At 73.5% G+C, this 24,831-nt stretch carries 23 protein-coding genes; 12 read left to right on the top strand and 11 right to left on the bottom strand.

Going from position 1 to position 24,831, the window contains the following annotated elements; all coding sequences use genetic code 11:
* The first annotated feature begins 278 nt into the window (after nt 1–278).
* From ACFQBR_RS24845 to ACFQBR_RS24835, 3 genes are all read left to right on the top strand, one after another.
* Entirely contained in the window at nt 279–1,865 is a 1,587-nt protein-coding gene (locus ACFQBR_RS24845; protein WP_344178268.1) for a flavin-containing monooxygenase, read from the top strand.
* Nucleotides 1,849–2,199 (top strand): DUF4873 domain-containing protein, encoded by a 351-nt coding sequence (locus tag ACFQBR_RS24840; protein ID WP_267946219.1) that lies wholly within the window; start codon nt 1,849–1,851, stop codon nt 2,197–2,199. Before ACFQBR_RS24845 ends, ACFQBR_RS24840 begins: the two co-directional genes overlap by 17 nt.
* A 121-nt stretch (nt 2,200–2,320) precedes the next feature.
* Nucleotides 2,321–3,217 carry an alpha/beta fold hydrolase gene (locus tag ACFQBR_RS24835; RefSeq protein ID WP_267946220.1) on the top strand — a complete coding sequence of 299 codons (897 nt, stop codon included), beginning with the start codon at nt 2,321–2,323 and terminating at the stop codon, nt 3,215–3,217.
* 40 nt (nt 3,218–3,257) lie between these two features.
* Here the strand turns inward: ACFQBR_RS24835 and ACFQBR_RS24830 are convergent, their stop codons facing one another.
* From ACFQBR_RS24830 to ACFQBR_RS24815, 4 genes are all read right to left on the bottom strand, one after another.
* Entirely contained in the window at nt 3,258–3,809 is a 552-nt protein-coding gene (locus tag ACFQBR_RS24830; RefSeq protein WP_344178264.1) for a PIN domain-containing protein, read from the bottom strand.
* A gap of 12 nt (nt 3,810–3,821) precedes the next feature.
* Nucleotides 3,822–4,292: a helix-turn-helix domain-containing protein gene (locus ACFQBR_RS24825; protein WP_344178262.1), complete on the bottom strand. Its 471-nt coding sequence runs from the start codon at nt 4,290–4,292 to the stop codon at nt 3,822–3,824.
* Between the two features lie 214 nt (nt 4,293–4,506).
* Nucleotides 4,507–5,865, bottom strand: a complete 1,359-nt coding sequence (locus tag ACFQBR_RS24820; RefSeq protein WP_344178260.1) for a four-carbon acid sugar kinase family protein — start codon at nt 5,863–5,865, stop codon at nt 4,507–4,509.
* A 192-nt stretch (nt 5,866–6,057) separates the two neighbouring features.
* Nucleotides 6,058–7,170, bottom strand: coding sequence for a Gfo/Idh/MocA family oxidoreductase (locus ACFQBR_RS24815; RefSeq protein ID WP_267946222.1), 1,113 nt, complete (start codon nt 7,168–7,170; stop codon nt 6,058–6,060).
* 214 nt (nt 7,171–7,384) lie between these two features.
* Here ACFQBR_RS24815 and ACFQBR_RS24810 point away from each other — a divergent pair, with 214 nt between their 5' ends.
* The 3 genes from ACFQBR_RS24810 to ACFQBR_RS24800 all read left to right on the top strand — a co-directional run bounded on the left by ACFQBR_RS24810 (nt 7,385) and on the right by ACFQBR_RS24800 (nt 10,794).
* Nucleotides 7,385–8,740 carry an ABC transporter substrate-binding protein gene (locus tag ACFQBR_RS24810; RefSeq protein ID WP_267946223.1) on the top strand — a complete coding sequence of 452 codons (1,356 nt, stop codon included), beginning with the start codon at nt 7,385–7,387 and terminating at the stop codon, nt 8,738–8,740.
* Between the two features lie 81 nt (nt 8,741–8,821).
* A complete protein-coding gene (locus ACFQBR_RS24805) occupies nt 8,822–9,799 on the top strand; it encodes a carbohydrate ABC transporter permease (protein WP_267946224.1) in 978 nt (325 codons plus the stop codon).
* Nucleotides 9,796–10,794, top strand: coding sequence for a carbohydrate ABC transporter permease (locus tag ACFQBR_RS24800; protein WP_344178255.1), 999 nt, complete (start codon nt 9,796–9,798; stop codon nt 10,792–10,794). The genes ACFQBR_RS24805 and ACFQBR_RS24800 overlap by 4 nt, the downstream gene beginning before the upstream one ends.
* 74 nt (nt 10,795–10,868) lie before the next feature.
* Here the strand turns inward: ACFQBR_RS24800 and ACFQBR_RS24795 are convergent, their stop codons facing one another.
* The 5 genes from ACFQBR_RS24795 to ACFQBR_RS24775 all read right to left on the bottom strand — a co-directional run bounded on the left by ACFQBR_RS24795 (nt 10,869) and on the right by ACFQBR_RS24775 (nt 16,141).
* A complete protein-coding gene (locus ACFQBR_RS24795) occupies nt 10,869–11,813 on the bottom strand; it encodes a fructosamine kinase family protein (protein ID WP_344178253.1) in 945 nt (314 codons plus the stop codon).
* 5 nt (nt 11,814–11,818) lie between these two features.
* The gene (locus ACFQBR_RS24790) at nt 11,819–12,346 is read right to left on the bottom strand and encodes a low molecular weight protein-tyrosine-phosphatase (RefSeq protein ID WP_330159533.1); all 528 of its coding nucleotides are present in this window, start codon (nt 12,344–12,346) and stop codon (nt 11,819–11,821) included.
* Between the two features lie 71 nt (nt 12,347–12,417).
* The gene (locus ACFQBR_RS24785; RefSeq protein ID WP_267946228.1) at nt 12,418–12,852 is read right to left on the bottom strand and encodes a response regulator; all 435 of its coding nucleotides are present in this window, start codon (nt 12,850–12,852) and stop codon (nt 12,418–12,420) included.
* Nucleotides 12,853–12,881: 29 nt separating this feature from the next.
* Nucleotides 12,882–14,822, bottom strand: a complete 1,941-nt coding sequence (locus ACFQBR_RS24780) for an ATP-binding protein (RefSeq protein WP_344178251.1) — start codon at nt 14,820–14,822, stop codon at nt 12,882–12,884.
* A 23-nt stretch (nt 14,823–14,845) separates the two neighbouring features.
* Entirely contained in the window at nt 14,846–16,141 is a 1,296-nt protein-coding gene (locus ACFQBR_RS24775; protein ID WP_352986513.1) for a PP2C family protein-serine/threonine phosphatase, read from the bottom strand.
* 472 nt (nt 16,142–16,613) lie between these two features.
* Here ACFQBR_RS24775 and ACFQBR_RS24770 point away from each other — a divergent pair, with 472 nt between their 5' ends.
* The 3 genes from ACFQBR_RS24770 (at nt 16,614) to ACFQBR_RS24760 (ending at nt 18,451) form a co-directional block, all read left to right on the top strand.
* Entirely contained in the window at nt 16,614–17,300 is a 687-nt protein-coding gene (locus tag ACFQBR_RS24770; protein ID WP_267946231.1) for a biliverdin-producing heme oxygenase, read from the top strand.
* Nucleotides 17,301–17,371: 71 nt separating this feature from the next.
* Nucleotides 17,372–18,031, top strand: a complete 660-nt coding sequence (locus tag ACFQBR_RS24765; protein WP_344178249.1) for a TetR/AcrR family transcriptional regulator — start codon at nt 17,372–17,374, stop codon at nt 18,029–18,031.
* A 150-nt stretch (nt 18,032–18,181) separates the two neighbouring features.
* Nucleotides 18,182–18,451: a hypothetical protein gene (locus tag ACFQBR_RS24760; protein ID WP_267946233.1), complete on the top strand. Its 270-nt coding sequence runs from the start codon at nt 18,182–18,184 to the stop codon at nt 18,449–18,451.
* Here ACFQBR_RS24760 and ACFQBR_RS24755 read toward each other — a convergent pair.
* Nucleotides 18,432–19,406, bottom strand: a complete 975-nt coding sequence (locus tag ACFQBR_RS24755; protein WP_267946234.1) for a 3'-5' exonuclease — start codon at nt 19,404–19,406, stop codon at nt 18,432–18,434. The two genes, ACFQBR_RS24760 and ACFQBR_RS24755, sit on opposite strands and share 20 nt — an antisense overlap.
* A gap of 339 nt (nt 19,407–19,745) precedes the next feature.
* Between ACFQBR_RS24755 and ACFQBR_RS24750 the strand changes: the two genes are divergently transcribed.
* A complete protein-coding gene (locus ACFQBR_RS24750) occupies nt 19,746–20,708 on the top strand; it encodes an asparaginase (RefSeq protein ID WP_344178246.1) in 963 nt (320 codons plus the stop codon).
* A 41-nt stretch (nt 20,709–20,749) separates the two neighbouring features.
* Nucleotides 20,750–22,018 (top strand): NAD(P)/FAD-dependent oxidoreductase, encoded by a 1,269-nt coding sequence (locus ACFQBR_RS24745; protein WP_344178243.1) that lies wholly within the window; start codon nt 20,750–20,752, stop codon nt 22,016–22,018.
* On the opposite strand, the gene ACFQBR_RS24740 is transcribed toward ACFQBR_RS24745, so the two are convergent.
* The gene (locus tag ACFQBR_RS24740; protein ID WP_344178241.1) at nt 22,002–22,193 is read right to left on the bottom strand and encodes a ferredoxin; all 192 of its coding nucleotides are present in this window, start codon (nt 22,191–22,193) and stop codon (nt 22,002–22,004) included. The two genes, ACFQBR_RS24745 and ACFQBR_RS24740, sit on opposite strands and share 17 nt — an antisense overlap.
* A 222-nt stretch (nt 22,194–22,415) precedes the next feature.
* Between ACFQBR_RS24740 and ACFQBR_RS24735 the strand changes: the two genes are divergently transcribed.
* On the top strand, nt 22,416–24,755 hold the full coding sequence (locus ACFQBR_RS24735; protein ID WP_352986509.1) for a DUF4153 domain-containing protein: 2,340 nt from the start codon (nt 22,416–22,418) through the stop codon (nt 24,753–24,755).
* Nucleotides 24,756–24,831 lie beyond the last annotated feature (76 nt).

Raw genomic sequence — 24,831 nt, 5'->3', positions numbered from 1 at the left:
ACCCCTCCCCGCCGCCGTCGGACCACCGCGCACCGCGGCCGCTCCCCGGCCCCACAGACCCGCCGCCGGAAGACGAGACGCGCCACGTCTTCCGGCGGCGGCCCCGACCTCCCGGGGGCGAAACGCGCCACGCCCCCGGGAGCCGCACCTCCCGGAGGCGAACGCGCCTCGCCTCCGGGCGGCGACTCCCCCGGGGGCGTACGCGCCACGTCCCCGGGGGCCACACCCCCGCCTCGGGAGGCACCACCCCGGGCCGGTTCGCACGAAGGGACCAGAACGTGACCGAAGCACCCCCGCACTTCCGGGTGGCCGTCATCGGGTCGGGATTCGCCGGCCTCGGCATGGCCGTCCGGCTCAAGCAGGCCGGTCTGGACGACTTCGTGGTCCTGGAGCGCGCCGACGACGTCGGCGGCACCTGGCGCGACAACGACTACCCGGGCGCCGCCTGCGACGTCCCCTCCCACCTGTACTCGTTCTCGTTCGCGCCCAACCCGCACTGGAGCCGCACGTTCTCCCCCCAGCCCGAGATCTGGGAGTACATGAAGCGGGTGGCCGGGGAGTACGGCGTGGACCGGCACGTGCGCTACGGCAGCGACGTGCGCTCCGCGCGGTGGGAGCCCGACGGCAACCGCTGGCGGATCACGACCGACGGCGGCACGGTGACCGCCCAGTTCCTGGTGAGCGGGGCCGGCCCCCTCGCCGACCCGTCCTACCCCGACATCAAGGGCCTGGACTCGTTCGAGGGCAAGCTGTTCCACTCCGCGGAGTGGGACCACGGCCACGACCTCGCCGGCCGGAGGGTCGCGGTGATCGGCACCGGGGCGTCGGCCATCCAGTTCGTCCCCCGGATCCAGCCGGAGGTCGGCGCCCTGACACTGTTCCAGCGGACCGCCCCGTGGGTGATGTTCCGCCACGACCGCGACATCACCAGGGTCGAGAGCTGGCTGTACCGGACCTTCCCGGTCACCCAGCAGATCGCGCGCAAGAGCATCTACTGGGGTCGGGAGACCTACATCCTCGGCTTCGCCAAGAACCCGAGGCTGCTCACCGTCGTGGAGCGGCTCGGCAGGGCCAACATCGCCCGCAGCGTCAAGGACCCCGTGCTGCGGGCCAAGCTCACCCCGGACTTCCGGGCGGGCTGCAAGCGCATCCTGATGTCCAACGACTACTACCCGGCGCTGGCCAGGCCCAACGTCGACGTGGTGACCGACGGCATCACGGAGATCCGCCCCCACGCGGTCGTCACCCGGGACGCCTCGGGCCGCGAGACCGAGCACGAGGTCGACACCGTCATCCTCGGCACCGGCTTCCACGTCACCGACCCGCCGATCGCCCAGCGCATCCTCGACGCGGAGGGCCGCTCCCTGGCCGAGCACTGGGGCTCCGACGTGCGGGCGTTCCGGGGCACCACGGTCGCCGGCTTCCCCAACGCCTTCGTGCTGGCCGGGCCGAACACCGGGCTGGGGCACACCTCCCAGGTGTTCATGATCGAGGCGCAGATCCGGTACACGATGGAGGCGCTCAAGTACCTCTGCAAGCACGGGCTCGACCGGTTGGACGCGCGCCCGGAGGCGGAGAGGGCCTACAACGACATGGTGGACGAGTCCATGGAGGGCACCGTGTGGGTGTCCGGCGGCTGCGACAGCTGGTACCTGAACGAGGAGGGGCGCAACACGACGCTGTGGCCCACCTTCACGTGGGACTTCGCGCTGCGCACCCGCTGGTTCGACCCGCACAACTACGACCTGCGGGTGGACCGCGCTCGCACGCGCGGCGCCCGCCGCCCTGCCGTCGCGGCCCGGGGGCCGGCGGTCGGCGGAACGAGAAGGAGAGGGGGAAGGAGGGCCGATGAGCGGGTTCGGTGATGACGAGGAGGAGTACCGGGGCACGGTCACGGTCGTGCTGCCCGGTCCGTCCGACGGGGAGGACGGCGCCGCCGTCGAGGTGGACGCCCACCTCGCGGGCAACTTCTCGCCCCTGACCGGCGACTACCGGTGGCGGGGCCGCCTGTCCGCGAGCCCCGAGGTGACCTCGGCCTTCCGGGAGGGCGCGCGCACCGTCGTGGTCCGCACGCCGGACGGGTTCGAGGGCACCGGCGCCCTGGGCGAACCCAACCTGTGGGGAGGCCACCCGGTCAACGGGGCGGGCTCCCCTCCCTTCGCGGTCCCCCGGATCGACGTCGACGAGCTCGACGCCTGACCCCCCGAACGTCCCCCCGGGCCACGCGCCGACCCGGGGGACACCCCCGCGGCGCGACCGCCGTCCCGTCCCCGCCCCGGGACGGCACCCCTGAGCACCCCCAGAGCGAGAGGCAACCCCGATGGCCATCCGACACGTGGGCCGCGCCCGCGAACTCCAGGTCCGCTCCGCCGACGGCACGCTGCTGCACGCCGAGGTCCGCGGCCCCGAGGACGGGCCGACCCTGGTCCTCGCCCACTGCTGGGCGACGTCGCTGGCCTCGTGGGGGCCGGTGGTGCGCGAGCTGGACCCGAACCTGCGCGTGGTGCTCTACGACCAGCGCGGACACGGCCGCTCGCAGACGCCCCTGACCCGGGCCGGGTACAGCACGGACAAACTGGCCGACGACCTGTGCGCCGTGCTGGAGGCGACCGTCCCCGAGGGGCGCCGGGCCGTGGTCGCCGGGCACAGCATGGGCGGGATGACGATCATGGCCGCCGGGGACCGCCGGGTGTTCCGGGACAGGGCGGGGGCCGTGCTGCTCACCAACACCGGGTGCACCCAGCTGCCGAAGCGCTCCACCGCCATCCCGCTGCCCGGCCCGCTGGGCGCGCTGGGCGCGAGGGCGTTCCTCCAGGCTCCGCTCCCCCTGGGCCCGGCCAACGCCGTAAGCGCGCGGGCGCTGAAGTTCCTGGTGATGGGCAAGGAGGCGGACCCGCGCACGGTGAGGCTGTGCGCGAGGCTGGTGCACGCGTGCGGCGGCGTGCCGCGCGGCCGGTGGGGCGGGGTGATGAGCGGGCTGGAGCTGGACGACACGGCGCGGCGGATCTCGGCGCCCACCGTCGTGGTGGTGGGCACGCAGGACAAGCTGACCCCTCCGTGGCACGCGCACCACATCGCCGGGCTGCTCCCGAACTGCGAGGAGGTGCGGGAGGTCCCCGGCACCGGCCACATGGGCCCGCTGGAGAACCCGCGCGTCCTGTCCGACCTGCTGGAGAAGCTCGCCGTCGACCACCTGCGGGCGGAGCTCGCCGCCTGAGGCACGGCGCCCCGGGACCGGGCCCGACCCCCTCTGCACGTCACCGGAGGTGCCGACGTGCCTCCGCGGCGAACCGGGGAGCCCCCGCCCGCTCCAGCAGGGCGAGGACGCCGGGAACCGTCGTCGGCTCCCTCCGGTAGGAGGCGGCCTGCGCCTCCAGTACGTCGAGCGTCAGGCCCGGATGGAGGTCGAGCTGGTCGAGCAGGAACTCGTCGGGATGCAGGGCGACCAGGTCGTACGGCTTCAGCGCGGGTTCGGGGAAGTCCCGGAGGTTGAAGGTGACGACGGCCTCGGCGTTGGCACGGACCACGGCGGCGAGGACGTGCCTGTCCTTCGGGTCGTTCTCCATACCGGCGACGAGCGTCTCGTAGCCGCGCACCATCGCGTCGGGAAAGGCGCGGTTCATCTGGTCGATCCTGCGGTCCACCCTCTCCGGAGCGATACCGCGCAGAACCAGGTTCCGGCCGAGCTCCTCGAGGACGTCGGCCGACCACAGGGGGCGGTAGGCCCCGGCCACGGCGAGCCGGAGAAGGGTGTCGCAGAGGTAGGCCGGATAGAGCACACAGGTGTCGACGAAGGCGGGAAAGGCCATGGCTGACCGTTCTCACCTGGTGTTCTGGGGGGTCGGGGTCACATCGTAGAGCCCGGCCTCCTCGGCGTCCGCCGCCATCTCGTCCAGGACCCGTTCGCGTTCCCTCCGGGTGGCCTCCTGGTACTCCAGCACGTCTCGGAGCAGGACCCGGCGGTGGCGCCCCCTCATGCTGTGGGGGATCTCCCCGTCCTCGAGCAGGCGCACGAGGGTCGGCCGCGAGACGCCTAGCAGTTCGGCGGCCTCCTGCGTGGTCAGCATCGTGTTGTGGGGGGCGATGGAGATCGCGAGGCCCTGGGACAGAGCCGACACGACATCGCGCAGGACTCCGTAGAGCTCGTCCGGGATCTCCAGCTCGGAGCGGTCGGGCCCGACCAGGCGCGCACGGGAGGCAGTCCCCGGTTCCGCCAGCCCCCTGGCGAACCGCACCAGTTCGGAGCGGTCGTTCGGCGGAAGGAGCGTCCGCTCGCGCAGTGTGCTCGTCATACGACCACACTACCCATAATCGAAAAAAACGAAAGCCCTGCGGGCGGAGCTCGCCGCCTGAGGCATGGCGCCCCGGCACCGGGCCCGACCCCCTCTGCACGTCACCGGAGGTGCCGACGTGCCTCCGCGGCGAACCGGGGAGCCCCCGCCCGCTCCAGCAGGGCGAGGACGCCGGGAACCGTCGTCGAAGGAAGCGAAAGCCCCGGCGGGCGGGTCAGAGGTCGCGGGACAGGGTCGGGACCACGTGCTCCGAGACCTCCGAGTGCACCTGGTGCAGCCGCGTCTGCACGGCCCGCCGCAGCTTGGCCAGGCACTCGACGAGGGTGATGTCGTCCCCCACCAGGCCGCCCTTGGCCACGGCCGGGGTCCCGTCCAGCGGTCCTCCGCTGAGGTGCCCGTGCACCGCCAGGGGCACGACCTCGCCGCCGACGTCGAAGGCGTGCACGTCCAGCTCGTCCAGCAGGCTCGCGACGAGGTCCCCCCCGGTCAGGTAGAGGCCGCTGGGCAGGGCGTGGGCGCCCGTGGTGTCGGCCACGTCGTTGACGACGTCGGCCACCAGGCGGGCGATCCGGCCGGGCAGTTCGGCCCGAGCCTGGGCGGGCATCCCCCGCACCCGCTCGGCCGGGGTGACCAGCCTCAGCACGCACAGCTCCGGGAACCCCGAGGACGTCAGCTGGTCGGTCAGCTCCGCGGCGACCTCGTCCCCGTGCCCGCTCCCCGGGTCGGCGAGGGCCACCGCGTCCACGTCCACGAAGCGCACCGCTCCCGTGCGCGCCACCGTGGCCAGCTGCCGCCGGGTCAGGTCGGTGGTGCTGCCGACCACGCCGAGCAGCGGTCCGCGCGACCCCGCCTGGCCGCGCAGCCGCAGCGCGTACGCCAGCAGCGCGCCCGTCGGCCCGGGGTCGACGGACACCCACACGACCCCGTCCCGCTGGTGGGCCTCGGCGGCGGCCTCCGCGATGTCGGTGAGGTGCTGCTCGGTGCTCGCGTCGCAGACCACGACGGGCTCGTCACCGGCCAGGAGCTCCGAGGTCAGCATCGCGTGGGTGACCTGCCGGACCGGGACGTGCCGCACGGGGAGGTCGCACTGGGCGGCGAGGATGTCCGCGACCACGCTGGTCGTCATGGGGAAGAGGGGGTCCACCGCCAGCTCCGTGCGTTCCAGCGGCAGCCCGTGGAGCAGTTGCAGGCCGTCCTCGGTGATCCGGCCGGACGCCGGGAAGGCGGGGCTGAACAGCACCCGCACCCGCGTCCCCGCGGGCACCCGCTCGCGGACCGCGTCGTAGGCGGCCTCCAGTTCGGCGCCGATGTTGCCGCGCAGCGTGGAATCGGTGCGCTTGACCACCAGACCCACCGGCCACACGGCTTCGACCACGTCGGTGACCAGGTCGGCGGCCTGGTCGGCGGGGACGTGCCGGCTGTCGAGGTTGGCCACGACCACGTCGTAGTCCCCGGCCACCTGGCTCACGTGCTCCGGGGTCACCGTGGCCACGCGCATCCCGGTCCGGGCGAACCTGGCACCGGTGGCGTTCGCGCCGGTGAGGTCGTCTGCGACCACGAGGACCTGGGCCACGACACGTCTCCTTCGGTCTTCGGGACGAAACCCTGGGGCAACCTCCCCCCAACATAGGGCCACGGGGAGGCGCCGCAGGCCCGGGACGCCGCCGGGGGACCCGGTCCGCCGTCCGCACCTCCCGGGGCGGGGGGCGCAGCCCCTCCCCCTCTCCGCCGGATCCCGTCCCCCCGGCGCCCGCCCGCGTCCGCCCTAGAGGGCGACGACCGCGCGGGTGCGGGCGCTGCGCCTCGCCGCCTCGATGACCTCCAGGCCGTGGACGACCTCGTGCAGGTCCACCGGCAGGGGCTCCCCCTCGCCGACCGCGTCGCGCACGCCCGCGTAGAACTCCGGGTAGGCCCCGCGCGCCGACGGCACGCGGCGGGTGTCCCCGTCCACCCCGAGCACGCCCCACCGCTCCTCGGGGACCACGCCCCAGTCGGGGGCGTCGGGCCGCTCGCCCGCCGCCAGCCTGGCCTCCTGCCCGTCCATGCCGTGGCTGGTGAAGGCCCCGTGGTCGCCCAGCACCCGGAAGCGCGGTCCGCCCTGGCCGGTGAGCGCGCCCATCCACAGGTGGGAGCGCGTGCCCCGGACGTGTTCGAGCGCGAGGAACACGTCGTCGTCGGCGCCGACCCCCTCGCGGAGGGCGTCGACCTCGGCGTAGACGGAACCGACCGGGCCGAACAGGTTGACCGCCTGGTCGATGAGGTGCGGCCCCAGGTCGTAGAGCAGGCCCGCCCCGGCCTCCACCCCGCCGGCCTCCCGCCAGGTCCCCTTCGGCCGGGGCCGCCAGCGCTCGAACCGCGACTCGAACCGGTGCACGCGGCCCAGGGCGCCGTCCTCGATCAGGTTCCACAGGGTGAGGAAGTCGGCGTCCCACCGGCGGTTCTGGTAGACGGTGAGCACCCGGTCGAGCTTGTCCGCCAGGTCGGTGAGCTCACGCGCCTGCCGCGCGGTGAGCGCGAAGGGCTTGTCGACCACGACGGCCATCCCGGCCTCCAGCGCCGCACGGGCGAGGGGCGCGTGGGTGTCGTTGGGCGTGGTGACGACGGCGATCTCGTACCGGTCGGCGTCGGCCCACAGATCGGCGACGGCGGAGTAGACGGTGACCCCCGGGTACCGCGCCTGGACCGCGCTCCGGCGGCCCGGGTCGCCGGTGACGACGGCGGACAGCCGCAGCCCCGGGACCGCGTCGACGAGGGGCGCGTGGAAGACCTCCCCGCCCTTGCCGTAGCCGATGAGGGCGACGTGCAGCTCGGGCCCGTCGTGCCCTGGGGCGCCGTTCCCCGGCGTTCCCCGGTCCGGTCCATGGGGTGCGTCAGCCATGTCCCCAATCTAGGGCCTCGCCCGGCGGGAAACCGGCGTGCCCCCTCCGAACAGCATGTTTCGCCATTGTTACGAAAGGTTTTGCAAAATATGTAGACATTTGCAGAGAAGGGGGCTTGCATCTCTTCCAGGTATGCCATGGGTCACACGACCCCCCGGGGGCGGCGCCGGACCGGCGGCGCCCCCGTCAGATGACCGAGGGAGAACCACCCCCATGCCGAGACCAGACCCCAGGGTCCGCCGCCACCTGGCCGCGGCGGCCGCGGCCGGAACCGTCCTCCTCGTCGCCTCCGGGTGCGGATTCCTCAGCGGCGAGGGCGGCGGCGGGACCGTCGACACCTCCGACCTCGACTGCTCCCCCTACGAGCAGTGGGCCGACACCGGGGGCACCGTCGACGTCTACGCCTCCATCCGCGACATGGAGGGCGACCTCCTGGAGGAGTCCTGGGCCGAGTTCGCCGCCTGCACCGGGATCACCGTCCAGTACGAGGGAAGCGGGGAGTTCGAGGCCCAGCTGCCCATCCGCCTCGACGGCGGCAACGCCCCCGACCTGGCCTTCATCCCCCAGCCCGGCCTGCTCCAGCGAGCCGCCGCCGACGGCCACGCCGTCCCGGTCTCCGACGGTGTCCGCGAGAACGTCGAGGCCGGCTGGAGCGAGGACTGGCAGGGCTACGCCACCGTCGACGGCGACCTCTACGGCTCCCCCCTGGGCGCCAACATGAAGTCGATGGTCTGGTACTCGCCGACGTACTTCGCCGACAACGGCCACGAGATCCCCCAGACGTGGGACGAGATGCTCGAACTCAGCGACACCATCGCCGAGTCCGGCACCAAGCCGTGGTGCGTGGGCTTCGAGTCCGGCGACGCCACCGGCTGGCCCGGCACCGACTGGATCGAGAACGCGCTCCTGCGCACCTCGGGCACCGACGCCTACCACGAGTGGATCGCCCACGACATCCCCTTCGACGCGCCCGAGGTCGAGGAGGCCTTCGACCTGGCCGATGGGATCATCCGCAACGAGGACTACGTCAACGGCACCTTCGGCGGCGTGGACAGCATCGCCGTCACGTCCTTCCAGGAGGCCGGGCTCCCGCTGCTCGACGGCGGCTGCGCCATGTACCTGATGGGCTCGTTCTACGGCGCCCAGTTCGAGGACGACGTCGAGGTCGGCGAGGACGGCGACGTCTACGGGTTCGTCCTGCCCCCCATGGAGGCGGGCACGGAGGTGCCCATCATGGGCGGCGGCGAGTTCGTCGTGGCCTTCGACGACCGGCCCGAGGTCGTGGCCATGCACGAGTACCTGTCCTCCGGCGACTTCGCGAACAGCCGCGCCTCCCTGGGCTCGTGGGTCTCCGCCCACCAGGACCTGGACCCGGCCAACCTGGCCGACCCCACGGACCAGTTCACCGCCGAGGTCCTCAACGACCCCGACACCGTCTTCCACTTCGACGCCAGCGACGCGATGCCCTCGTCCGTCGGTACCAACGTGTTCTGGACCGGCATCATCGACTGGATCACCGGCAGCTCCACCGGAGACGTCCTGGAGACCGTCGAGTCCGCCTGGCCGTAACCCCCTCCCCCACCCCCGCACGGGGTCCGGCACGGTCCCGCCGGACCCCGTCACACCTCCTGGTACCGACAAGGGGTCTCCATGGAGTACTCGTTCCTGTCCGAGCTTCCCAAGATCGTGTGGATGCTCATCGGGATCGCCTCCTTCCTGGCCGCCATCGGGCTCCTGCTCGTCCTCGTGGACGTGCCCCGGACCCGGCGCGACCGCTGGCAGGCGTTCCTCTTCCTCGCGCCGGCGCTGGTCCTCCTCGTCGGAGGCCTGGTCTACCCGGCACTGCGCACCACCGTGCTGTCCTTCCACGACCGCTCCGGGGAGGAGTTCGTGGGCCTGGCCAACTACGTGTGGATGTTCCAGCGCCCGGAGATCCTCCTCGTCCTGCGCAACACCCTCCTGTGGGTGGTGTTCGCCCCCGTCCTGGCCACCGCCATCGGCCTGCTCTACGCGGTGCTCATCGACCGCTCCCGGTTCGAGTCGGTCGCCAAGTCCCTCGTGTTCATGCCGATGGCGATCTCGTTCGTCGGCGCGAGCATCATCTGGCGGTTCGTCTTCGCCTACCGGCCCGCCGACCAGGAGCAGTACGGCCTGTTCAACCAGATCGTCGTGTGGCTGGGCGGCGAACCGCGGCTGTGGCTGCTCGAACAGCCCCTCAACACCTTCCTGCTGATCCTGGTGCTGATCTGGGTCCAGGCCGGGTTCGCGATGGTCGTGCTGTCCGCGGCCATCAAGGCCATCCCCTCCGAGACGGTCGAGGCCGCGCGCATCGACGGCGCGGGCGCGTGGCAGCTGTTCACCCGGATCACCCTGCCCTCGGTGTGGCCGACCGTACTGGTCGTGCTCGTCACCATCACCGTCCAGACCCTGAAGGTCTTCGACATCGTCCGCACCATGACCGGCGGCAACTACGGCACCAGCGTGATCGCGAACGAGATGTACAGCCAGGCCTTCCAACAGGGACAGACCGGCCAGGGGTCCGCGCTCGCGGTGTTCCTCTTCGTCCTGGTCGTCCCGCTGGTGGTGCTGCAGATCCGCCGCACCCGCAAGGCGAGGGAGCTCTCATGACCCCGACGAAGAACCCCCCGCGCCCGGGCGGCCCGACGGGCGCCGGAGCGGGGCGCGGCCCCCGGGGCGATCGGGGGCCCCAGCCCTCCGGCGCCGCCGCCCGGGTGCGCCGCAGGCTCAGCGGCTCGGCCGCGGGCCTGGCCGCGCTCGTGATCGCGGTGGTGTGGACGGTGCCCACGGCGGGCCTGCTCATCTCCTCGTTCCGCCCGGCCGAGCAGATCCGCACGACCGGGTGGTGGACGTTCCTGTCCTCCCCCGACGTGACCCTGGACAACTACCGCGACGTGCTGTTCGGCTCCGCGAACGACGGACGGCTCGCCAGCCACCTGGTGAACTCGTTCGTCATCACCCTCCCCTCCACGGTGTTCGTGCTGGGCGTGGCCGCGCTCGCCGCGTACGCGCTGGCGTGGATCGACTTCCGCGGCCGGGACTGGCTCTTCCTGGGCATCTTCGCCCTCCAGATCGTCCCGTTGCAGATGTCGCTGGTGCCGATGCTGCGGTTCTTCTCGCAGGGGGTCGCGGTCGGCGGCGTCCAGGTGCTGCCCGCGTGGGAGCTGACCGGGGCGATGGCGTTCACGAACGTGTGGGTGGCGCACGCGGTCTTCGGGCTGCCGCTGGGCGTGTTCCTGCTGCACAACTTCATCTCGCAGCTGCCGAGGTCGCTGTTCGAGGCGGCCAGGGTGGACGGGGCGGGCCACGGCCGGATCTTCCTGCGGATCGTGCTCCCGCTCATCACCCCGGCCCTGGTCTCGCTGGGGATCTTCCAGTTCCTGTGGGTGTGGAACGACCTGCTGGTGGCCCTGATCTTCACCGGCGGGGACACGGCGACCGCGCCGCTGACCGTCCGGCTCGCGGAGCTGGCCGGAACGCGCGGGGAGGCCTGGCACCGGCTCACCGCGGGCGCCTTCGTGTCGATGGTCGTGCCGCTGACCGTGTTCTTCCTGCTCCAGCGCTACTTCGTGCGCGGCCTGCTCGCGGGCAGCGTCAAGGGCTGACGGGCGCCGCGCCCCCGCGGGCGCCGTCCGCGGGGGCGGTGCCCGCGGGGCCGCGGCTGCCCGGGCTCCGGCCCTCAACCGCCCCGCAGGGCGGCCCGCGCCGTCTCCAGGGTCGTCGTCCGGTAGGCGGCTCCGAACAGGCACACGTGCACGAGCAGCGGGTGCAGCTGGTGCAGGGCGACGCGGGAGCGCCACCCGTCGGCCAGGGGCGCCACCTCGTTGTAGGCGTCCCTCACCCGTTCCAGGTAGGGCAGCCCGAACAGCGCGAGCATGGCGAGGTCGGCCTCCCGGTGCCCCCCGTGGGCCGCCGGGTCGATCAGCACCGCGTCCCGGTCCCCCCACAGCACGTTGCCGCTCCACAGGTCCCCGTGGATGCGGGAGGGCGGCTCGGGGTCGCCCGCCAGGTCCGCGACCGAGTCCACGACCTTCTCCACGGTGCGGCCGTCCCCGGGGGTGAGCCCGCCCTGGTCGAGGGCCTGGCGCAGGTAGGGGCGGAGCCGCTGCTCGGCGTAGAAGCGCGGCCAGTCGTAGGAGGGGGTGTTGTCCAGGGGGAGGGGGCCCACGTAGCCCGGCCAGTCGGCCCCGAAGCGGTCGGCGCCGGTGAGGTGGGTGCCCGCGAGCCTGCGGCCCAGGCGCTCGGCCGCGCCGGCGGTGGGCTCGCACTGCTCGACCCACGGGAGGACGAGCAGGCGGTCGTCCCAGGCCATGACCTCGATGGCGGGCGAACCGAAGGCGCGCCCCAGCCAGTCGAGCCCGCACGCCTCGGCGACGAGCACACCGCTGGCCGGGGCTCCCCGCACCAGGGACTTGACGAAGAGGCGGGTGCCGTCGGTGAGCTCGGCGAAGGAGATCTCCCAGTCGTGGCTGCTGCCCGCGCGGGCGGCGCGCCCGACCTCCCTGCCGAGCAGGGTGGCCAGGCGCTCGGCCATGGTGCCGTGGACGGGGTCCCGGCGGCGGCCCTCCCGGGGCCCCTCGCCGTCGTCCCCGCCGAAGGCACACACGATCGGTTCCCCCTCCACCCGCGCTACCCCCGCAGCCGGGTGACGAGCTCGCTCGTGAGGCCCTTGGCCGCGGCCTCCACCATGTTGAGGACGGCGGTGAAACCGTCGTCGCCGCCATAGTAGGGGTCGGGCACCTCCGGGTTGGGACCGCCGCCGGGCGCGAAGGACCGGTAGAGCCGCAGCCGCGACATGTCGAAGCCGTGCTCGTCGCCGTACTCGTCGACGAAGCGCCTGACCTCGTCGAGGTTGTCCAGGTCCATGGCCAGGACCAGGTCGCGTGTGGCCAGGTCGGACGGGTCGAACTGGCGGGCGGTGTGGTGGGTCAGGTAGCCGTGCACGCGCAGCGTGGACGCGGCGCGCGGATCCATCTCCCCGCCCACGTGCCAGTGGCCGGTGCCGGAGCTGTCGACCTCGACGAGGTCTCCCAGTCCGGCGCGTTCGAGGTCGGCGGTGAGGACCTTCTCCGCCATGGGCGACCGGCAGATGTTGCCCAGGCACACCACACTGACGCGGTAGGGACCGGCGGGATCACGGGGTTCCGGCAAGCTCATGCCCCAACCGTAACGAAAAACGGGTGCCGCCACCCGCTCCCCCTCCAGCGCGTCCGCTCCGTCCCCCGGTGTCACCCCTTGGGCAGGCGCACCACGGTGACGAAGAAGTCGTCGATCTGGCGGACCACCTTGATGAACTGGTCGAAGTCCACCGGCTTGGGCACGTAGGCGTTGGCGTGCAGGCGGTAGCTCCGCAGCACGTCCTCCTCGGCCTCGGAGGTGGTGAGCACCACGACGGGGATGTGCGCGAGGTCCTCGTCGTTCTTGACCTCCTCCAGCACCTCCCGGCCGTCCTTGCGGGGCAGGTTGAGGTCGAGGAGGATCAGGTGCGGACGGGGCGCGTCGGCGAACTCCCCCTCGCGGCGGAGGAACCGGAGGGCCTCGACGCCGTCGGAGACCACGTGCAGGCGGTTGCCCAGCTTGTGTTCCTCGAACGCCTCCTTGGTCATCAGGACGTCCCCTGGATCGTCCTCGACCAGCAGCACCTCGATGGGATGCACCAACATGACCTCGCTCAAACTTCCAGACCCCTGACTCAGGGCCCCACCCCGTGGTCGGGGGGAACCGTACCGCCACCGGCGGCGGGCGGGGCGGGTCGCCCGTCCCCGGACATGTCGTCCGCGTCCGTGCTCTCCGCTCCGGTGTCGCCGTCGCCCGTGGGCTGTCGTGCGGCCGTCGGCACCGAGGCCTCGGGGGTGTCGGCCTCGGCGTCCTCGGTGCCCTCGTCTCCGATATCGACGGGAACGCCTCCGACGGTTCCCCTCTCCGGGGCCGCCGTGTCGTCCTCGTGTTCGGAATCCGCGGGCAAGGACCAGCATATGCGGGTTCCGGTCTGCCCGGAGTCGCCTTCGCCGGAGGTTTCGGCCCCCTCAGGGCTCCCGGACCCGGTGTCGAGCCAGATCCTGCCCCCGTGGAACTCCACGATCTTCTTGCACATGGCCAGGCCGATGCCGGTGCCCGTGTACTTCTCCCTCGTATGCAACCGCTGGAAGATCACGAAGATGCGCTCGGCGTACTGCGGTTCGATCCCGATCCCGTTGTCGGCGCAGCAGAACACCCACTCGTCGCCCTGCCGCTCCACGCCGAGGTGGACCCGCGGGTCCTCGTCGCCGCGGAACTTGACCGCGTTGCCCACCAGGTTGAAGAACACCTGCGTGAGCAGGGTGCGGTCGCCCTGCACGGTCGGCATCGGATCCCAGGTGACCTCGGCGCCCACCTCCTCCAGGCGGGTGGACAGGCTGCTCAGGGCGTCGTCCAGGGCGGCGTCCAGGTTGACCGAGGCGAAGTTCCTGGTCCGCCCGACGCGGGAGAACGCCAGCAGGTCGTTGATGAGGGTCTGCATGCGCTTGGCGCCCTCGACGGCGAAGTCGATGTAGGAGTCGGCCCGTTCGTCGAGCTGCCCCTGGTAGCGGCGCTGGAGCAGCTGGCAGAAGCTCGCCACCTTGCGCAGCGGCTCCTGGAGGTCGTGGGAGGCGACGTAGGCGAACTGCTCCAGCTCCAGGTTGGAGCGGCGCAGCTCCTCGGTCTGGTGCTCCAGCAGCGTGGACTGCTCCTGGAGCTTGCGCCGCGCGGACGCCACCTCGTCCAGGTCCTGGACGATGCGCTCGCGCATGGAGTCGACGTCCCGGCCCAGCCGGACGATCTCCGGCGGCCCGTGCAGGGAGATGCGGTGGGCGTAGTAGCCCTCCGAGACCTGGCGCATGTGCCCGGCCAGTTCGTCCAGGGGACGCAGCACCCACTGCTGCAGCATCACCCACAGGAACACCGACAGGAAGACCACGACCAGCCCCACCAGCACCAGGAGGGCGACGACCTGCTGGGTGGCCAGGGTCAGCCCCTCCCGCGCCTGGTCGATCTCGCTCTGGAGCTGCTGGGTCGTGGCGTCGGCGATCCGGGACAGGTCGAGGAACAGCATGCGGCCGCGCTGGAGGTCCTCCCGGGAGATCTCCTGGCCGCTGCTCACCTGCTCCAGCGCGGGCTCGGCGAACTCGTCGGTCCACAGCCGCCCCGCGGCGAGCAGGTCCTCGACGTTGGACTCGACCTCCGGGTTCTCCTCGGCCAGCTCGGAGAGGGCCGCCTGGTTCTCCGCCAGCGTCAGCTGGGAGGCGATGTAGGGCTCCAGGAAGTCCCGGTCCTGAGTGAGGATGTAGCCGCGCAGGGCGTGGTCCTGGCTCAGGTAGGACGAGTGGGTCTGGTCGACGGAGCTGACCGCCGGGGTCAGGGAGTCCACCTGGAGGGCGAGGTTGTCGCGGGCGTTGAGGGCGGCCAGCGTGATGACGGACACGGCCACGACCAGGACGACGGCGACGACCGTCAGGAGGCTGGTGACCCGGCGGCGCAGGCTCCACGACTCGTGGGCCGGGCGCGAGCGCTCCCGGTCGGCCCCGTTGACGAACTGGCCGCCGCCGATCGAGACGCCTCCGGGCAGGCCGGGGCCGGGGTCCGTCCCCGGTCCCTCCGTCGTGTCGGTGTCCATGGCCGTTCCCTCCCGGGTCGGGCTCACTCCAACTCTCCGTGGGTGATGAGCAGCATCGCCACGTCGTCCTGGAGCGGGCCGCCGTTGCTGCGTTCCGCCTCGTCCACCAGGTGTTCCGGCAGGCGGGCCAGTGAGACGCCCTGCCCCAGGACTCCGGTGACCATCCGGCGCAGGCCCGCGACCTCCAGGCGCTCGGGCGGGCCGCCGTCGTAGGCGTCCACGAGGCCGTCGGTGTAGAAGAGCACGCTCGCCCCGACGGGCAGGACGACCTCGTCCGTGGCCGTCTCCTCCACCGGGAAGACGCCCAGCGGGGGCTGCGGGGTGACGCGTGTCTCCTCGACCGCGCCGTCCTGGACGATCATGGGCGGCGGGTGTCCCAGGACGCGGAGCCTGACCCGGTCGTCGCCGGTGTCCAGGCTCGCCATGCACAGCGTCGCGTACATCTCCTCCTGGGCGCGTTCGCTGACCAGGATGGCCTCCAGGTTGGGCAGCACCCTGGCCTCGTCGACCCCGCCCATGATGAGGGCGCGCCACGCGATGCGCAGGCTGACCCCGAGGGCGGCCTCGTCGGGGCCGTGCCCGCTCACGTCGCCGATGACGACGTGGGTGGTGCCGTCCTTCTCGACCGCGTCGTAGAAGTCGCCGCCGACCAGGGCGCGCTTGCGGCCGGGCCGGTAGTAGGCGCGGTGGCTGAGCGGCGAGCGCTGGAGCAGGACCTGGGGCAGCAGGCCGCGTTCGAGGCGCATGTTCTCCCGGGCGCGGATGCGCGCCTCGCGGAGCTGCCGTGCGCCCTCGTCGGCGCGGCGGCGCTCCAGGGAGTAGCGGAGGCTGCGGCCGAGCAGGGAGCCGTCGACCTGCCCCTTGACGAGGTAGTCCTGGGCTCCGGCCGCGACCGCGGCGACGCCCTCGTGCTCGTCGTCGAGCCCGGTGAAGACCACGACGGCGGCGGCCGGCGCGCCCTCCAGGATCTCGCGGAGGAGCTCCAGGCCGTGGGCGTCGGGCAGGTTCAGGTCGAGCAGGACGCAGCCGCGGAAGCCCTCCAGGTGCTCACGCGCGTCCGCCAGGGTGGAGACCCAGGTGATGCGGGTGTTCAGGGCTGTGTCGGCGAGCAGTTCCTCGGCGAGGAAGGCGTCGCCCGCGTCGTCTTCGACAAGCAGGACGTCAAGCGATTCGACGGTGGCCTCCACCCGGTCGTTGAGGACGGCGTCGTCGCCCAGGGAGGCGCCGCCGTGGGGGGCAGCGCCGTTGGCGGGAGCGGCCTGTGCCGCCCCCTCACCGATCACCGTCCGGGGATCGTGCCCTGTTCTCCTGGTATCCACTCATCGCCTCTGGTCTGCCGGACCGCGGGTGCCTGCCCCGCACGGCGCGCCGAGGAGATCCCTCGGTGCTTCCCGGCGGTTCGGACCACACGACACACAAACGATAATCGCCCCGGCGACCTGTTGACCAGCAGGCGTAACGAGACACATCCGACGCCGACGGCCGGAACCGCCCCCGGGGCGGCCTCCCGGGGGTCTGCGTCCCGCGTCCCGGGCGCCCGGTGCGACGCCGCCCCCACAACCACGCAGAACCGGCATATGCGCATGCAAGGGCACGTGCAGGACATGACCGCGCGACGCCGGGACCCCTTGCGGCGCGGGGGTGCGGGGACGGGGACGGGGCGGGCCCGGGAGTACGGGCGACACACGGGCGGATTTTTTCACGACGACCCGTCATATCCGTCTTGACAGCCCCTCCCACCTAAATGACATGATGTCATAAAGTTTCCGACACGGAAGGCGGACAGCGCAGATGAGCGCAACGGCCGAGGCCCCCTCGACGGCCGCACCCGGCTCGCCCGAGCTGTTCTCCGAACGGCTCAAGGCCGCGACGTGGAGCGACCACCGGGCCGCCGAGGACCACGGGTTCACCCGGGCCCTCCTCGACGGCTCCCTCCCCCTGGCCGGCTACACCGAGATGGTCGCCCAGCACTACTTCGCCTACGCCGCGCTGGAGGAGGTCGGCCGGAGGCTGTCGGACGACCCCGTCGCCGGAAGGTTCCACTACCCCGAGCTCGAACGGCTCCCCGCGCTCGTCCGCGACCTGGAGCACCTGCTCGGCCCCGACTGGCGCGAGCGGATCTCGCCGGGTCCGGCCACCCGCACCTACGCGGCGCGGATCGAGCAGATGGCCGGCCACCCCGAGGGGTTCGTCGCCCACCACTACACGCGCTACATGGGCGACGTGTCCGGCGGGCAGTTCATCCGCCGCGCCGCCGCCGGGGCCTACGGCCTGTCCGACGGGGCGGGCGTCGCCTTCTACGTCTTCGACGCGCTCGGCAGCCTTCCCCGGTTCCGTGCCGGGTACCGCGAGCGCCTCGACTCCCTCGACCTGGACGAGGCGGCCGCCGCGCGCCTCGTGGCCGAGACCCGGCTCGCCTACCAGCTCAACACCGAGGTGTTCGCCGACCTGGGCCGCGTCCACGCCCCGGCCGCCTGAGGGGCCGCCCGCCACCGGCCCCGGACTCCCGGCCATGCCGGTCCGGCCCCCGGACGTGCCACCATAGGGGGATGCCCAAGATCACGGCGCCGACCATCGCCGCCCACCGTGCCCGCACACGGGAGCGCATCATGGAGGCCGTCGACCACCTGATCCGGAGCCAGGGGATCGACCGCGTCTCCATGACCGACGTTGCCAACTCCGCCGGCATCACGCGCACCGCCCTGTACAACTACTTCCCGGACAAGCCCGCGCTGCTCCTCGCCTTCACCGAGCAGGTCAACAGCGCGTTCGTGGAGCGGTACAGGCGCGAGCTCCCCTCGGGCGTGTCCGCCGCCCGGAGGCTGTCGGCGTTCGTCCGCCTCCAGCTGGAGGGGATCATGGCGCACCCGCACCCGCCGGCCGCCGAACTCGGCGCCAGCCTCGGCCCCGACGCCTACCAGGCGCTCGCCGACCACGTCGCCCCCATGCACCGCCTGCTGACCGAGATCCTGGAGGAGGGGACGTCCGCCGGCGAGTTCGAGCCCCTGCCCGCGGAGCCCGTCGCTCGCCTCACCCTGTCGATGGTCGGCTCCCAGCGCCTCCCGCTCGTGAGCGGCGAGATCGACCTGGACGAGACCCACGCCCTTGTCACGCGGTTCGTTCTCCGCGCCCTCGGGGTGGAGCCCGAAACCATCGACACCGTCCTCCCGAAACCCTCCCCCGAAATCACGCAGAGCGAGACCCTGTAACCACTGAGTCATAAGGGCTGGTCCGTAAGAGGACCCTGGACAGGGTGCGGTCGAAACAGACTCGCCACGGCATCTCGGCATCGGTAAGAATCGGTCACCCGCCCGCCCCTCGCGGGCGGGCGGCCCTCCGACCGAGAGCGAGGCCCCGACGTGTCACTCGTCCTGCTCGCCGTCGGCACCGTCCTGGTGTCGATCGCGCTCTTCAACAAGCTGCCCCACTACGTGCCCGGACGGCTCCCGGCCCCCGGGGCCGGCCGCGCCGCCGCCGAGGGGCCCCTGGCCACCGCACGCCGCGCGGGGACCGCTCCACGCGTCCGCCTGGAGTCGGCCCGGCTCACCGAGCAGGGCAAGGCACTGCTGGCCACGCTCGGGGGCAGCGCCCTGATCGTGGCCTTCTTCCTCACCCTGTCCGGCCTCTGAGCGCCTCCCGGGCCGCCACGGCCCGGCGGGCGATCGCGGAGCCCGTCGCCCGGCTGCCCGCCATGCGCACGAGCAGGCCCCCCGCGGCGGTGGCGGCGATGCCGCCCGTCACGGCCGCCGCCGTGGCCAACCGCTCCCGGAAGCGGGTGTCGCGCTGGGCGGCCAGCTCCGCGATCGCCCGGTCGGTGGCGCCGAAGGCCCCGCCGCAGAGCAGGGCGTCCAGCTCCCGGGGCCTCCAGTCCGCCCGCCACGGGCTCAGCGGCGCCAGGCCGCCCGGCACCGAGGCCGTGCGCGGCTTCCAGCGGACCGGCTCGACCACGCCCCACGGTCCCCGCACCGGCGCGGCCTCCGGCACGGCCAGGGTCCGGGGCGCGGGCCCGTTGTAGCGCAGCTCCCCCGGAGCGTTGGCGATCATCTCCGCCAGGAGCTTGGCGCAGGCACGGGCGTCGCCCAGCGCCGTGTGCTGGCCGGTCGGCCAGTCTCCCCCGAGCCGGAAGGACGCCTTGGGCAGCGAGTACCGGTCGAGGTCGATCTGGGAGCGCAGCGCGCGGAGCGTGCACAGCCCGGACTGCCCCGTCGGCAGCCCCGCGGGCACCAGCTCCGAGCCGAGGAAGCGCAGCTCGAAGTCGAGGTTGTGGCTGACCACGACCGCCCCCGAGAGCAGCTCCGCCAGCCGGGGCACGACCTGGGCGATGACGGGGGCGCCGACGGTGTCCCCCTCGCCGATCCCGTGGAACTCCCGGCCGCCCACCTCCGCGCGCGGGTCCACGAGGGTGCTGAACTCCTCGACGACCTTGCCGTCGCCCCGGACCCGCACGACCGCGATCTCCACGATGCGCGCGCCCTCGCGCGGTTCGAGGCCCGTCGTCTCCATGTCGAGTACCGCGTACTCCAGGTCCGCCGCCCGCATTCCGACCCTGCGCCGGGTCAGCGCGCCCATCCGCAGCGTTCCCATCGTGTGCCCCACTCCTTCGTCGCGCCGTGCCACAGGCCGTTTCTCCTGGTGCGTACCGGCATCGACCTTACTCCCCGCGTCCGACAGCGAACCCCCAGCACGCGTCGTCCGGGCAGATCGTGTCAGGGGACACGGCCGGAGCCCGGGCCGAGCCCCTGCTCCGTGTCCCGCCGACCGGCTCCGGGCGCCCGGGCCGCCGGGGCCCGGCCGCACCGGGGCGAGCCGGGCCCGGCCACCTGGACACACGGAAGAAAGGGGGGTTATGTAACGTTCTTACGCGTGTCCGCCCGCCGGAGGACACCCCGCGCCCACCGAACCTCACCGTCGAGGAGAGCCCGCATGCCCCAGAGCCCGCTGCCCGAGTACGTCCCCCTGGCGGAGGTCGTCCGGTCCGGTATGCGCGAGAGCGTCCACTACGGCGCGGTCGTCGGGCTGACGGCGTCCGGCGAGATCGCCTACGCCCGCGGCCCGGTGCACCAGCCCATGTTCCCGCGCTCCTCCGCCAAGCCCTTCCAGGCCCTGGCGTCGCTGCGCGCGGGCGCCCCCCTCGCCGGCCGCTCTCTCGCCATCGCGGCAGGCAGCCACGGCGGAGAGGACTTCCACGCGGACGAGGCCAGGAGCATCCTCGCGGCCGCGGGCCTCACCCCCGACGCCCTCGGCTGCCCGCCCGCGGCCCCGGGCGGCTCCGGGGCCCGCACCGCCTTCGTCCGCGCCGGGCGCGAGCCCGAGCGCCTGCTCATGAACTGCTCGGGCAAGCACGCCGCCATGCTGGCCGCGTGCGTCGCCCGCGGGTGGAGCACCGGCGACTACCTCGACCCGGACCACCCCCTCCAGGTGCTCGTCCGCGAGACCACGGAGGAGGTGTGCGGCGAGGAGGTCGCGCACACCGCCGTGGACGGCTGCGGTGCGCCCCAGCTCGCCGTGACCCTGGCCGGGCTGGCCCGCGGCCTGTGGCGGATGCGCACCGCGCCCGGGGGCAGCCGCGAGCGGGCCGTCCTGGACGCGATGAGCGCCCACCCCGAGTACGTGTCGGGCCCCGGCCGCGTGGACACCGACCTGATGACCCGGATGCCGGGCCTGGTCTCCAAGATCGGCGCCGACGGCGTCCTGGTGCTCGGCGCGGCCACGGGCGAGACCGTCGCCGTCAAGATCAGCGACGGGGACGCGGAGGAGCGGGCGCGTACCCTGGTCGCACTCGACGCCCTGCTGACCCTCGGTGTGGACGTCTCCCCCGTCCAGGACCGGCTGCGCGTGGACGTCCACGGCGGTGGCGCCCCCGTCGGCGAGGTCCGCCCACTCTGACGCCCCCTCCCCGGGGAGGGACCACCGAAAGGCACAGCACCGTGCGGGACACCCTGAACGAGATAGTCGTCGTCGGCGCCGGGATGGCGGGGCTGCACGCGGCCGAGGCGCTGCGCGCACAAGGGTTCGAGGGGCGGCTGACGCTCCTCGGCGAGGAGGCGCACCGCCCCTACTCGCGCCCGCCCCTGTCCAAGGAGGTGCTGACCGGCATCGGCATGGACCCCTCCGGCGGAGGGCCCGGGTGGCTGGCGGGCCACCGCGCCCTGCGCCTGCGCGACGACGCGGCCGTCGACGCCCTCGACCTGGACCTCCGCACGGGCACCCGGGCGGTGGCCCTGGACCCCGCGGCCCGCGAGGTGACCGTCTCCGGTCCGGGCGGCGCCGCCGGGACCGTGCGCTACGACGGCCTGGTCATCGCCACGGGGGCGCGGGCCCGGCGCCCGGACACCGACCTGGCGGGGGTCCACGTGCTGCGCACGCTCGACGACGCCGAGGCGGTGCGCGCGGCGTTCGCCCCGGGGGGCCGCCTCGTGGTGGTCGGCGCGGGCTTCGTCGGCGCGGAGGTCACCGCGAGCGCCCGCGCCGCGGGCATGGACGTGACCCTGGTGGAGGCGGCGGCGACGCCGCTGACCCGCGTGGTGGACCCGCGGATCGGCCGCCTCCTGACCGAGCTGCACCGGGAGAACGGGGTCGACGTGCGCCTCGGCGCCGGCGTGGCCGGGTTCGAGGGGGACGGCCGGGTGGAGAGGGTCCGGCTGACCGACGGCAGCGCCGTGGAGGCGTCGCTGGTGGTCGCCGGGATCGGCGTGCACCTGAACACCGAGTGGCTGCGCGGGTCGGGGGTGGAGCTGCTCGCCGACGGGGCGGTCGTGTGCGACCGGTACTCGGCGACGGCGGTGCCGGACGTGTACGCGGTCGGCGACCTCGCGAACTGGCCTCACCCCCGCTACGGCGGCCGGATCCGGCTGGAGCACTGGACCAACGCGGGCGAGCAGGGTGAGGCCGCGGCCCGCAACCTGCTCGCCGGGGAGGGGCGCACGCCCTTCACCCCCGTGCCCTACTTCTGGTCGGACCAATACAAGATGAAGCTCCAGCTGCTGGGACAGGGAGCACCGGCGGATCAGGTCACCTTCGTGCACGGTTCACCGGAGGACCGAAAGTTCGTGGCCTTCCTCGGCAGGGGCGGCATGCTCACCGGCGTGCTGGGGCTGCGCTCCACGCCCCGGACGATGCGCTACCGCGGGCTGTTGGAGAAGCCGACGACGTGGGACGAGGCCCTGGCCGCGGCGGGGGTCACTCCAGCACGGTGATGGCCCGCTTGGGGCACAGCCGCTCGGCACGGCGGACGCCGTCGTGGGACCCGGCGGCGGGCTCCTCCGTCAGCAGGTACAGGAAGTCGTCGTCGCGGACCTCGAACACCTCCGGCGCCGCGCCCATGCACAGGGCGTTGCTCTCACACCGGTCGTAGTCGACCTCGACTCGCATGCTCGTGTGCTCCTCGCGTGGTCGGTCGCAGGACCCGAGCCTAAGCCACTTCCCCCGGCCGGGGCAGGGCCTTGTCACCACAGGGACCGAGGGGATTCGCCCATTCGACCCGATCCATAACTTGATGACACAAGTCGGGCATTCGGTGAACCGTGGACACCGTCCGGCTGTCCAACTGTCACGACAGCACGGGCCGTCCGGGCCGTCGTGGAGAGGGGTGGCATGCCGAGCGAACACACGGCCGGCGGGGGCGCGCAGGGTCCCGGCGGAGGCTCCGGGCACGGTTCCTCCGCCGGGGCCCTGCGCGGGCCCGGGGACACGGCCGGACACGCCGGGACGGACGGCCGCCCGGGCCGGCCCGGGGACACGACCCACCCGCACCCGGCGTACCCGCCGCACCAGGCCCACCAGGCGTATCCGGCTCACCAGGCGTACGGCCCGTACCCCGACCGTGACCGGCAGAGCTACGCGCAGCTGTACCAGCAGGACTTCTGGGGGGCCAGGACCCGGATCCCCCTGCCCGAGGCGCCCGTGTGGCTCCCCCTCGCGCTCCTCGGCGTGGGCGTGGTGGCGGCCTTCCTGGCGACGCTCGACCGCCCGGGGCTCGGCATCGTGATCACGGGGGCGGTCGCGGGCCTGACCGCCCTGACGGCGCTGATGGTGCGTCCCCCCATCCCGGACGGCACCCCCGGTGGGGAGGACGGCCGCGACGAGGGGCCGGACGGGAACGCCTCCCGGGCGCTTCCGGAGGCGGACGCCCCCGCCGCGCGGGAGGCGGACGGGGCACGGGCTCCCGGGACCGGCGACGCGGTCCCCGGCGGGGAGGACGGGAGCCCCCGCTCCGGGGAGACGCGTCCCGACGCCTCCGGCTCCGGGGACACCGGGGGCACCGAATCCGGGCATGACGGTTCCGGGCACGCGGACACCGGGTGTGCGGGGCCGGGGTCTTCCGAAGGACCGGGCCCGGAGCACGCGCAGGAGACCGGGGACGCAGAGGCACAGGAGACCGGCGTCGCGCAGACACAGGCGGACGCGGACGCCCGGCAGGACGGGGCGGAGCAGCACACGGCCGCCGACCCGTCCGGCCCCGGGCCCACCCGCACCGGAACGCCGGACGCCCCGGCGCCGGCCCCCGACACCGGCGCCGCCGGACCGGCGGCCCCGCCCGCCCCCGTCACCGCCCGCGGCGGGGACGCCGGCGAGCCGCGCCCCGACCGCTACGCCCACGCCTGGTCGGCGGGCTACGGCGTGATCGCCGCCGCCCTGCTCCTCACGGCGGTCCTGCGCGACGCGGGCTGGGTGCTGTTCTGGACGCTCACCTCGTCCTTCTTCTTCGCCTCGCTCGCGTTCTCCGTACGCAACCCCTCCTCGCGCGAGGGCGCGGTCGGGGTCGTCAGCGGCTCGCTCGGCCTGTTCCGCAACCTGCCCTCCACCCCCCTGTTCCTGGTGGGCCCCCTGCGCAGCGGCCGCGGACGGCGCCTGGCCGGCCCCGTCCTGCTCACCACGCTCGTCACCGGCGCGCTCCTGCTCGTCTTCGGCCTGCTGTTCTCCTTCGCCGACGCGGTCTTCGCGAGCTACATCGCGCGGTTGTTCGAGGGGGCGTTCTCGGGGAGCACGTTCTTCGACGGGTTCTCCCGGCTGTTCGCGATGCTGGCGGCCGTCCTGTTCACCGGGTCCGCCGTCCTGGCCGCCAGGCGCCGCCGCGCCCCGGGGAACGCACCCGCCCGGCCCGCCGGGGCCGGGCCCGCCTCCCCCTCGCTGCCCGTCTGGGTGTGGACCATCCCGCTCGGCGCGCTGGTCGCCCTGTTCACCGCGTTCCTCGGGGTGCAGGCCGTCGCCATGTTCGGCGGCGACGACCACGTCCAGCGGGTCGCCGGGGTCACCTACGCCGAGTACGCGCGCCAGGGCTTCTTCCAGCTGGTGGTCGTCAGCCTGCTGGTGCTGTGCGTCATCGCGGTCGCCGTGTACGTCCTGCCGTCCCGGCCCGCGGCCACCCGGACACTGCGCAACGCCCTGCTCGGGCTCCTGTGCGTGCTCACCCTGGTCATCCTCGCCTCGGCGATGATGCGGCTCCAGCTCTACATCGACACCTTCGGCCTGACGCGGCTGCGGATCAGCGCCGAGGCGTGGATCGTGTGGAGCGCCGGGGTGTTCGGACTGGTGATCGCGGCCGGGGTCCTCAACACCCTGGGCCGCCGCGCCGCCTGGCTGCCCAGGGGCACCGCGGCCCTGGCCGGCGTCGCCCTGGCGGTGTTCGCCTACGGGAACCCCGACCTGCGCATCGCGGAGAGCCACCACGACCTGGAGCTGACACAGGTCGACACGTGGTACCTGAGGGACCTGTCCGCCGACGCCCTGCCCGCCCTGGTGGAGCTGGAGGGCGGTGACCGCGCGTGCGCCCTGAGCGGGATCGCGTACCGCCTGGACGACGCCGGGGAGGAGGGCCTCGCCTCGTGGAACCTGTCGCGGCACCGGGGCCGCGCGCAGCTCGCACAGTTCGCGCAGACCGGCCCCGCCGACGGCGTCACGGCCCAGGAGGGCCCCTGCCGGACCCTCTACTGAGCGCGGGTCCGGGGCCGGAACCCCGTCACGGGGCCCCGGGGCCGGAACCGGCCGCCCGGGGCCCCGTGACGGGCGC

It is taken from the genome of Nocardiopsis tropica (genome assembly GCF_042660575.1).
In the GTDB taxonomy this organism is placed as follows: domain Bacteria; phylum Actinomycetota; class Actinomycetes; order Streptosporangiales; family Streptosporangiaceae; genus Nocardiopsis; species Nocardiopsis tropica.
This window is presented reverse-complemented; position numbering and strand designations above follow the sequence as displayed.

Bases quoted from the DNA above. Each gene is read 5' to 3' on its own strand.
- ACFQBR_RS24830 (WP_344178264.1), bottom strand. From the start codon at position 3,809: ATGGCCTTTCCCGCCTTCGTCGACACCTGTGTGCTCTATCCGGCCTAC.
- ACFQBR_RS24755 (WP_267946234.1), bottom strand. From the start codon at position 19,406: ATGGGAACGCTGCGGATGGGCGCGCTGACCCGGCGCAGGGTCGGAATG.
- ACFQBR_RS24825 (WP_344178262.1), bottom strand. From the start codon at position 4,292: ATGACGAGCACACTGCGCGAGCGGACGCTCCTTCCGCCGAACGACCGC.
- ACFQBR_RS24810 (WP_267946223.1), top strand. From the start codon at position 7,385: ATGCCGAGACCAGACCCCAGGGTCCGCCGCCACCTGGCCGCGGCGGCC.
- ACFQBR_RS24750 (WP_344178246.1), top strand. From the start codon at position 19,746: ATGCCCCAGAGCCCGCTGCCCGAGTACGTCCCCCTGGCGGAGGTCGTC.
- ACFQBR_RS24800 (WP_344178255.1), top strand. From the start codon at position 9,796: ATGACCCCGACGAAGAACCCCCCGCGCCCGGGCGGCCCGACGGGCGCC.
- ACFQBR_RS24790 (WP_330159533.1), bottom strand. From the start codon at position 12,346: ATGAGCTTGCCGGAACCCCGTGATCCCGCCGGTCCCTACCGCGTCAGT.
- ACFQBR_RS24835 (WP_267946220.1), top strand. From the start codon at position 2,321: ATGGCCATCCGACACGTGGGCCGCGCCCGCGAACTCCAGGTCCGCTCC.
- ACFQBR_RS24815 (WP_267946222.1), bottom strand. From the start codon at position 7,170: ATGGCTGACGCACCCCATGGACCGGACCGGGGAACGCCGGGGAACGGC.
- ACFQBR_RS24805 (WP_267946224.1), top strand. From the start codon at position 8,822: ATGGAGTACTCGTTCCTGTCCGAGCTTCCCAAGATCGTGTGGATGCTC.
- ACFQBR_RS24840 (WP_267946219.1), top strand. From the start codon at position 1,849: ATGAGCGGGTTCGGTGATGACGAGGAGGAGTACCGGGGCACGGTCACG.
- ACFQBR_RS24735 (WP_352986509.1), top strand. From the start codon at position 22,416: ATGCCGAGCGAACACACGGCCGGCGGGGGCGCGCAGGGTCCCGGCGGA.
- ACFQBR_RS24770 (WP_267946231.1), top strand. From the start codon at position 16,614: ATGAGCGCAACGGCCGAGGCCCCCTCGACGGCCGCACCCGGCTCGCCC.
- ACFQBR_RS24785 (WP_267946228.1), bottom strand. From the start codon at position 12,852: ATGTTGGTGCATCCCATCGAGGTGCTGCTGGTCGAGGACGATCCAGGG.
- ACFQBR_RS24740 (WP_344178241.1), bottom strand. From the start codon at position 22,193: ATGCGAGTCGAGGTCGACTACGACCGGTGTGAGAGCAACGCCCTGTGC.
- ACFQBR_RS24765 (WP_344178249.1), top strand. From the start codon at position 17,372: ATGCCCAAGATCACGGCGCCGACCATCGCCGCCCACCGTGCCCGCACA.
- ACFQBR_RS24780 (WP_344178251.1), bottom strand. From the start codon at position 14,822: ATGGACACCGACACGACGGAGGGACCGGGGACGGACCCCGGCCCCGGC.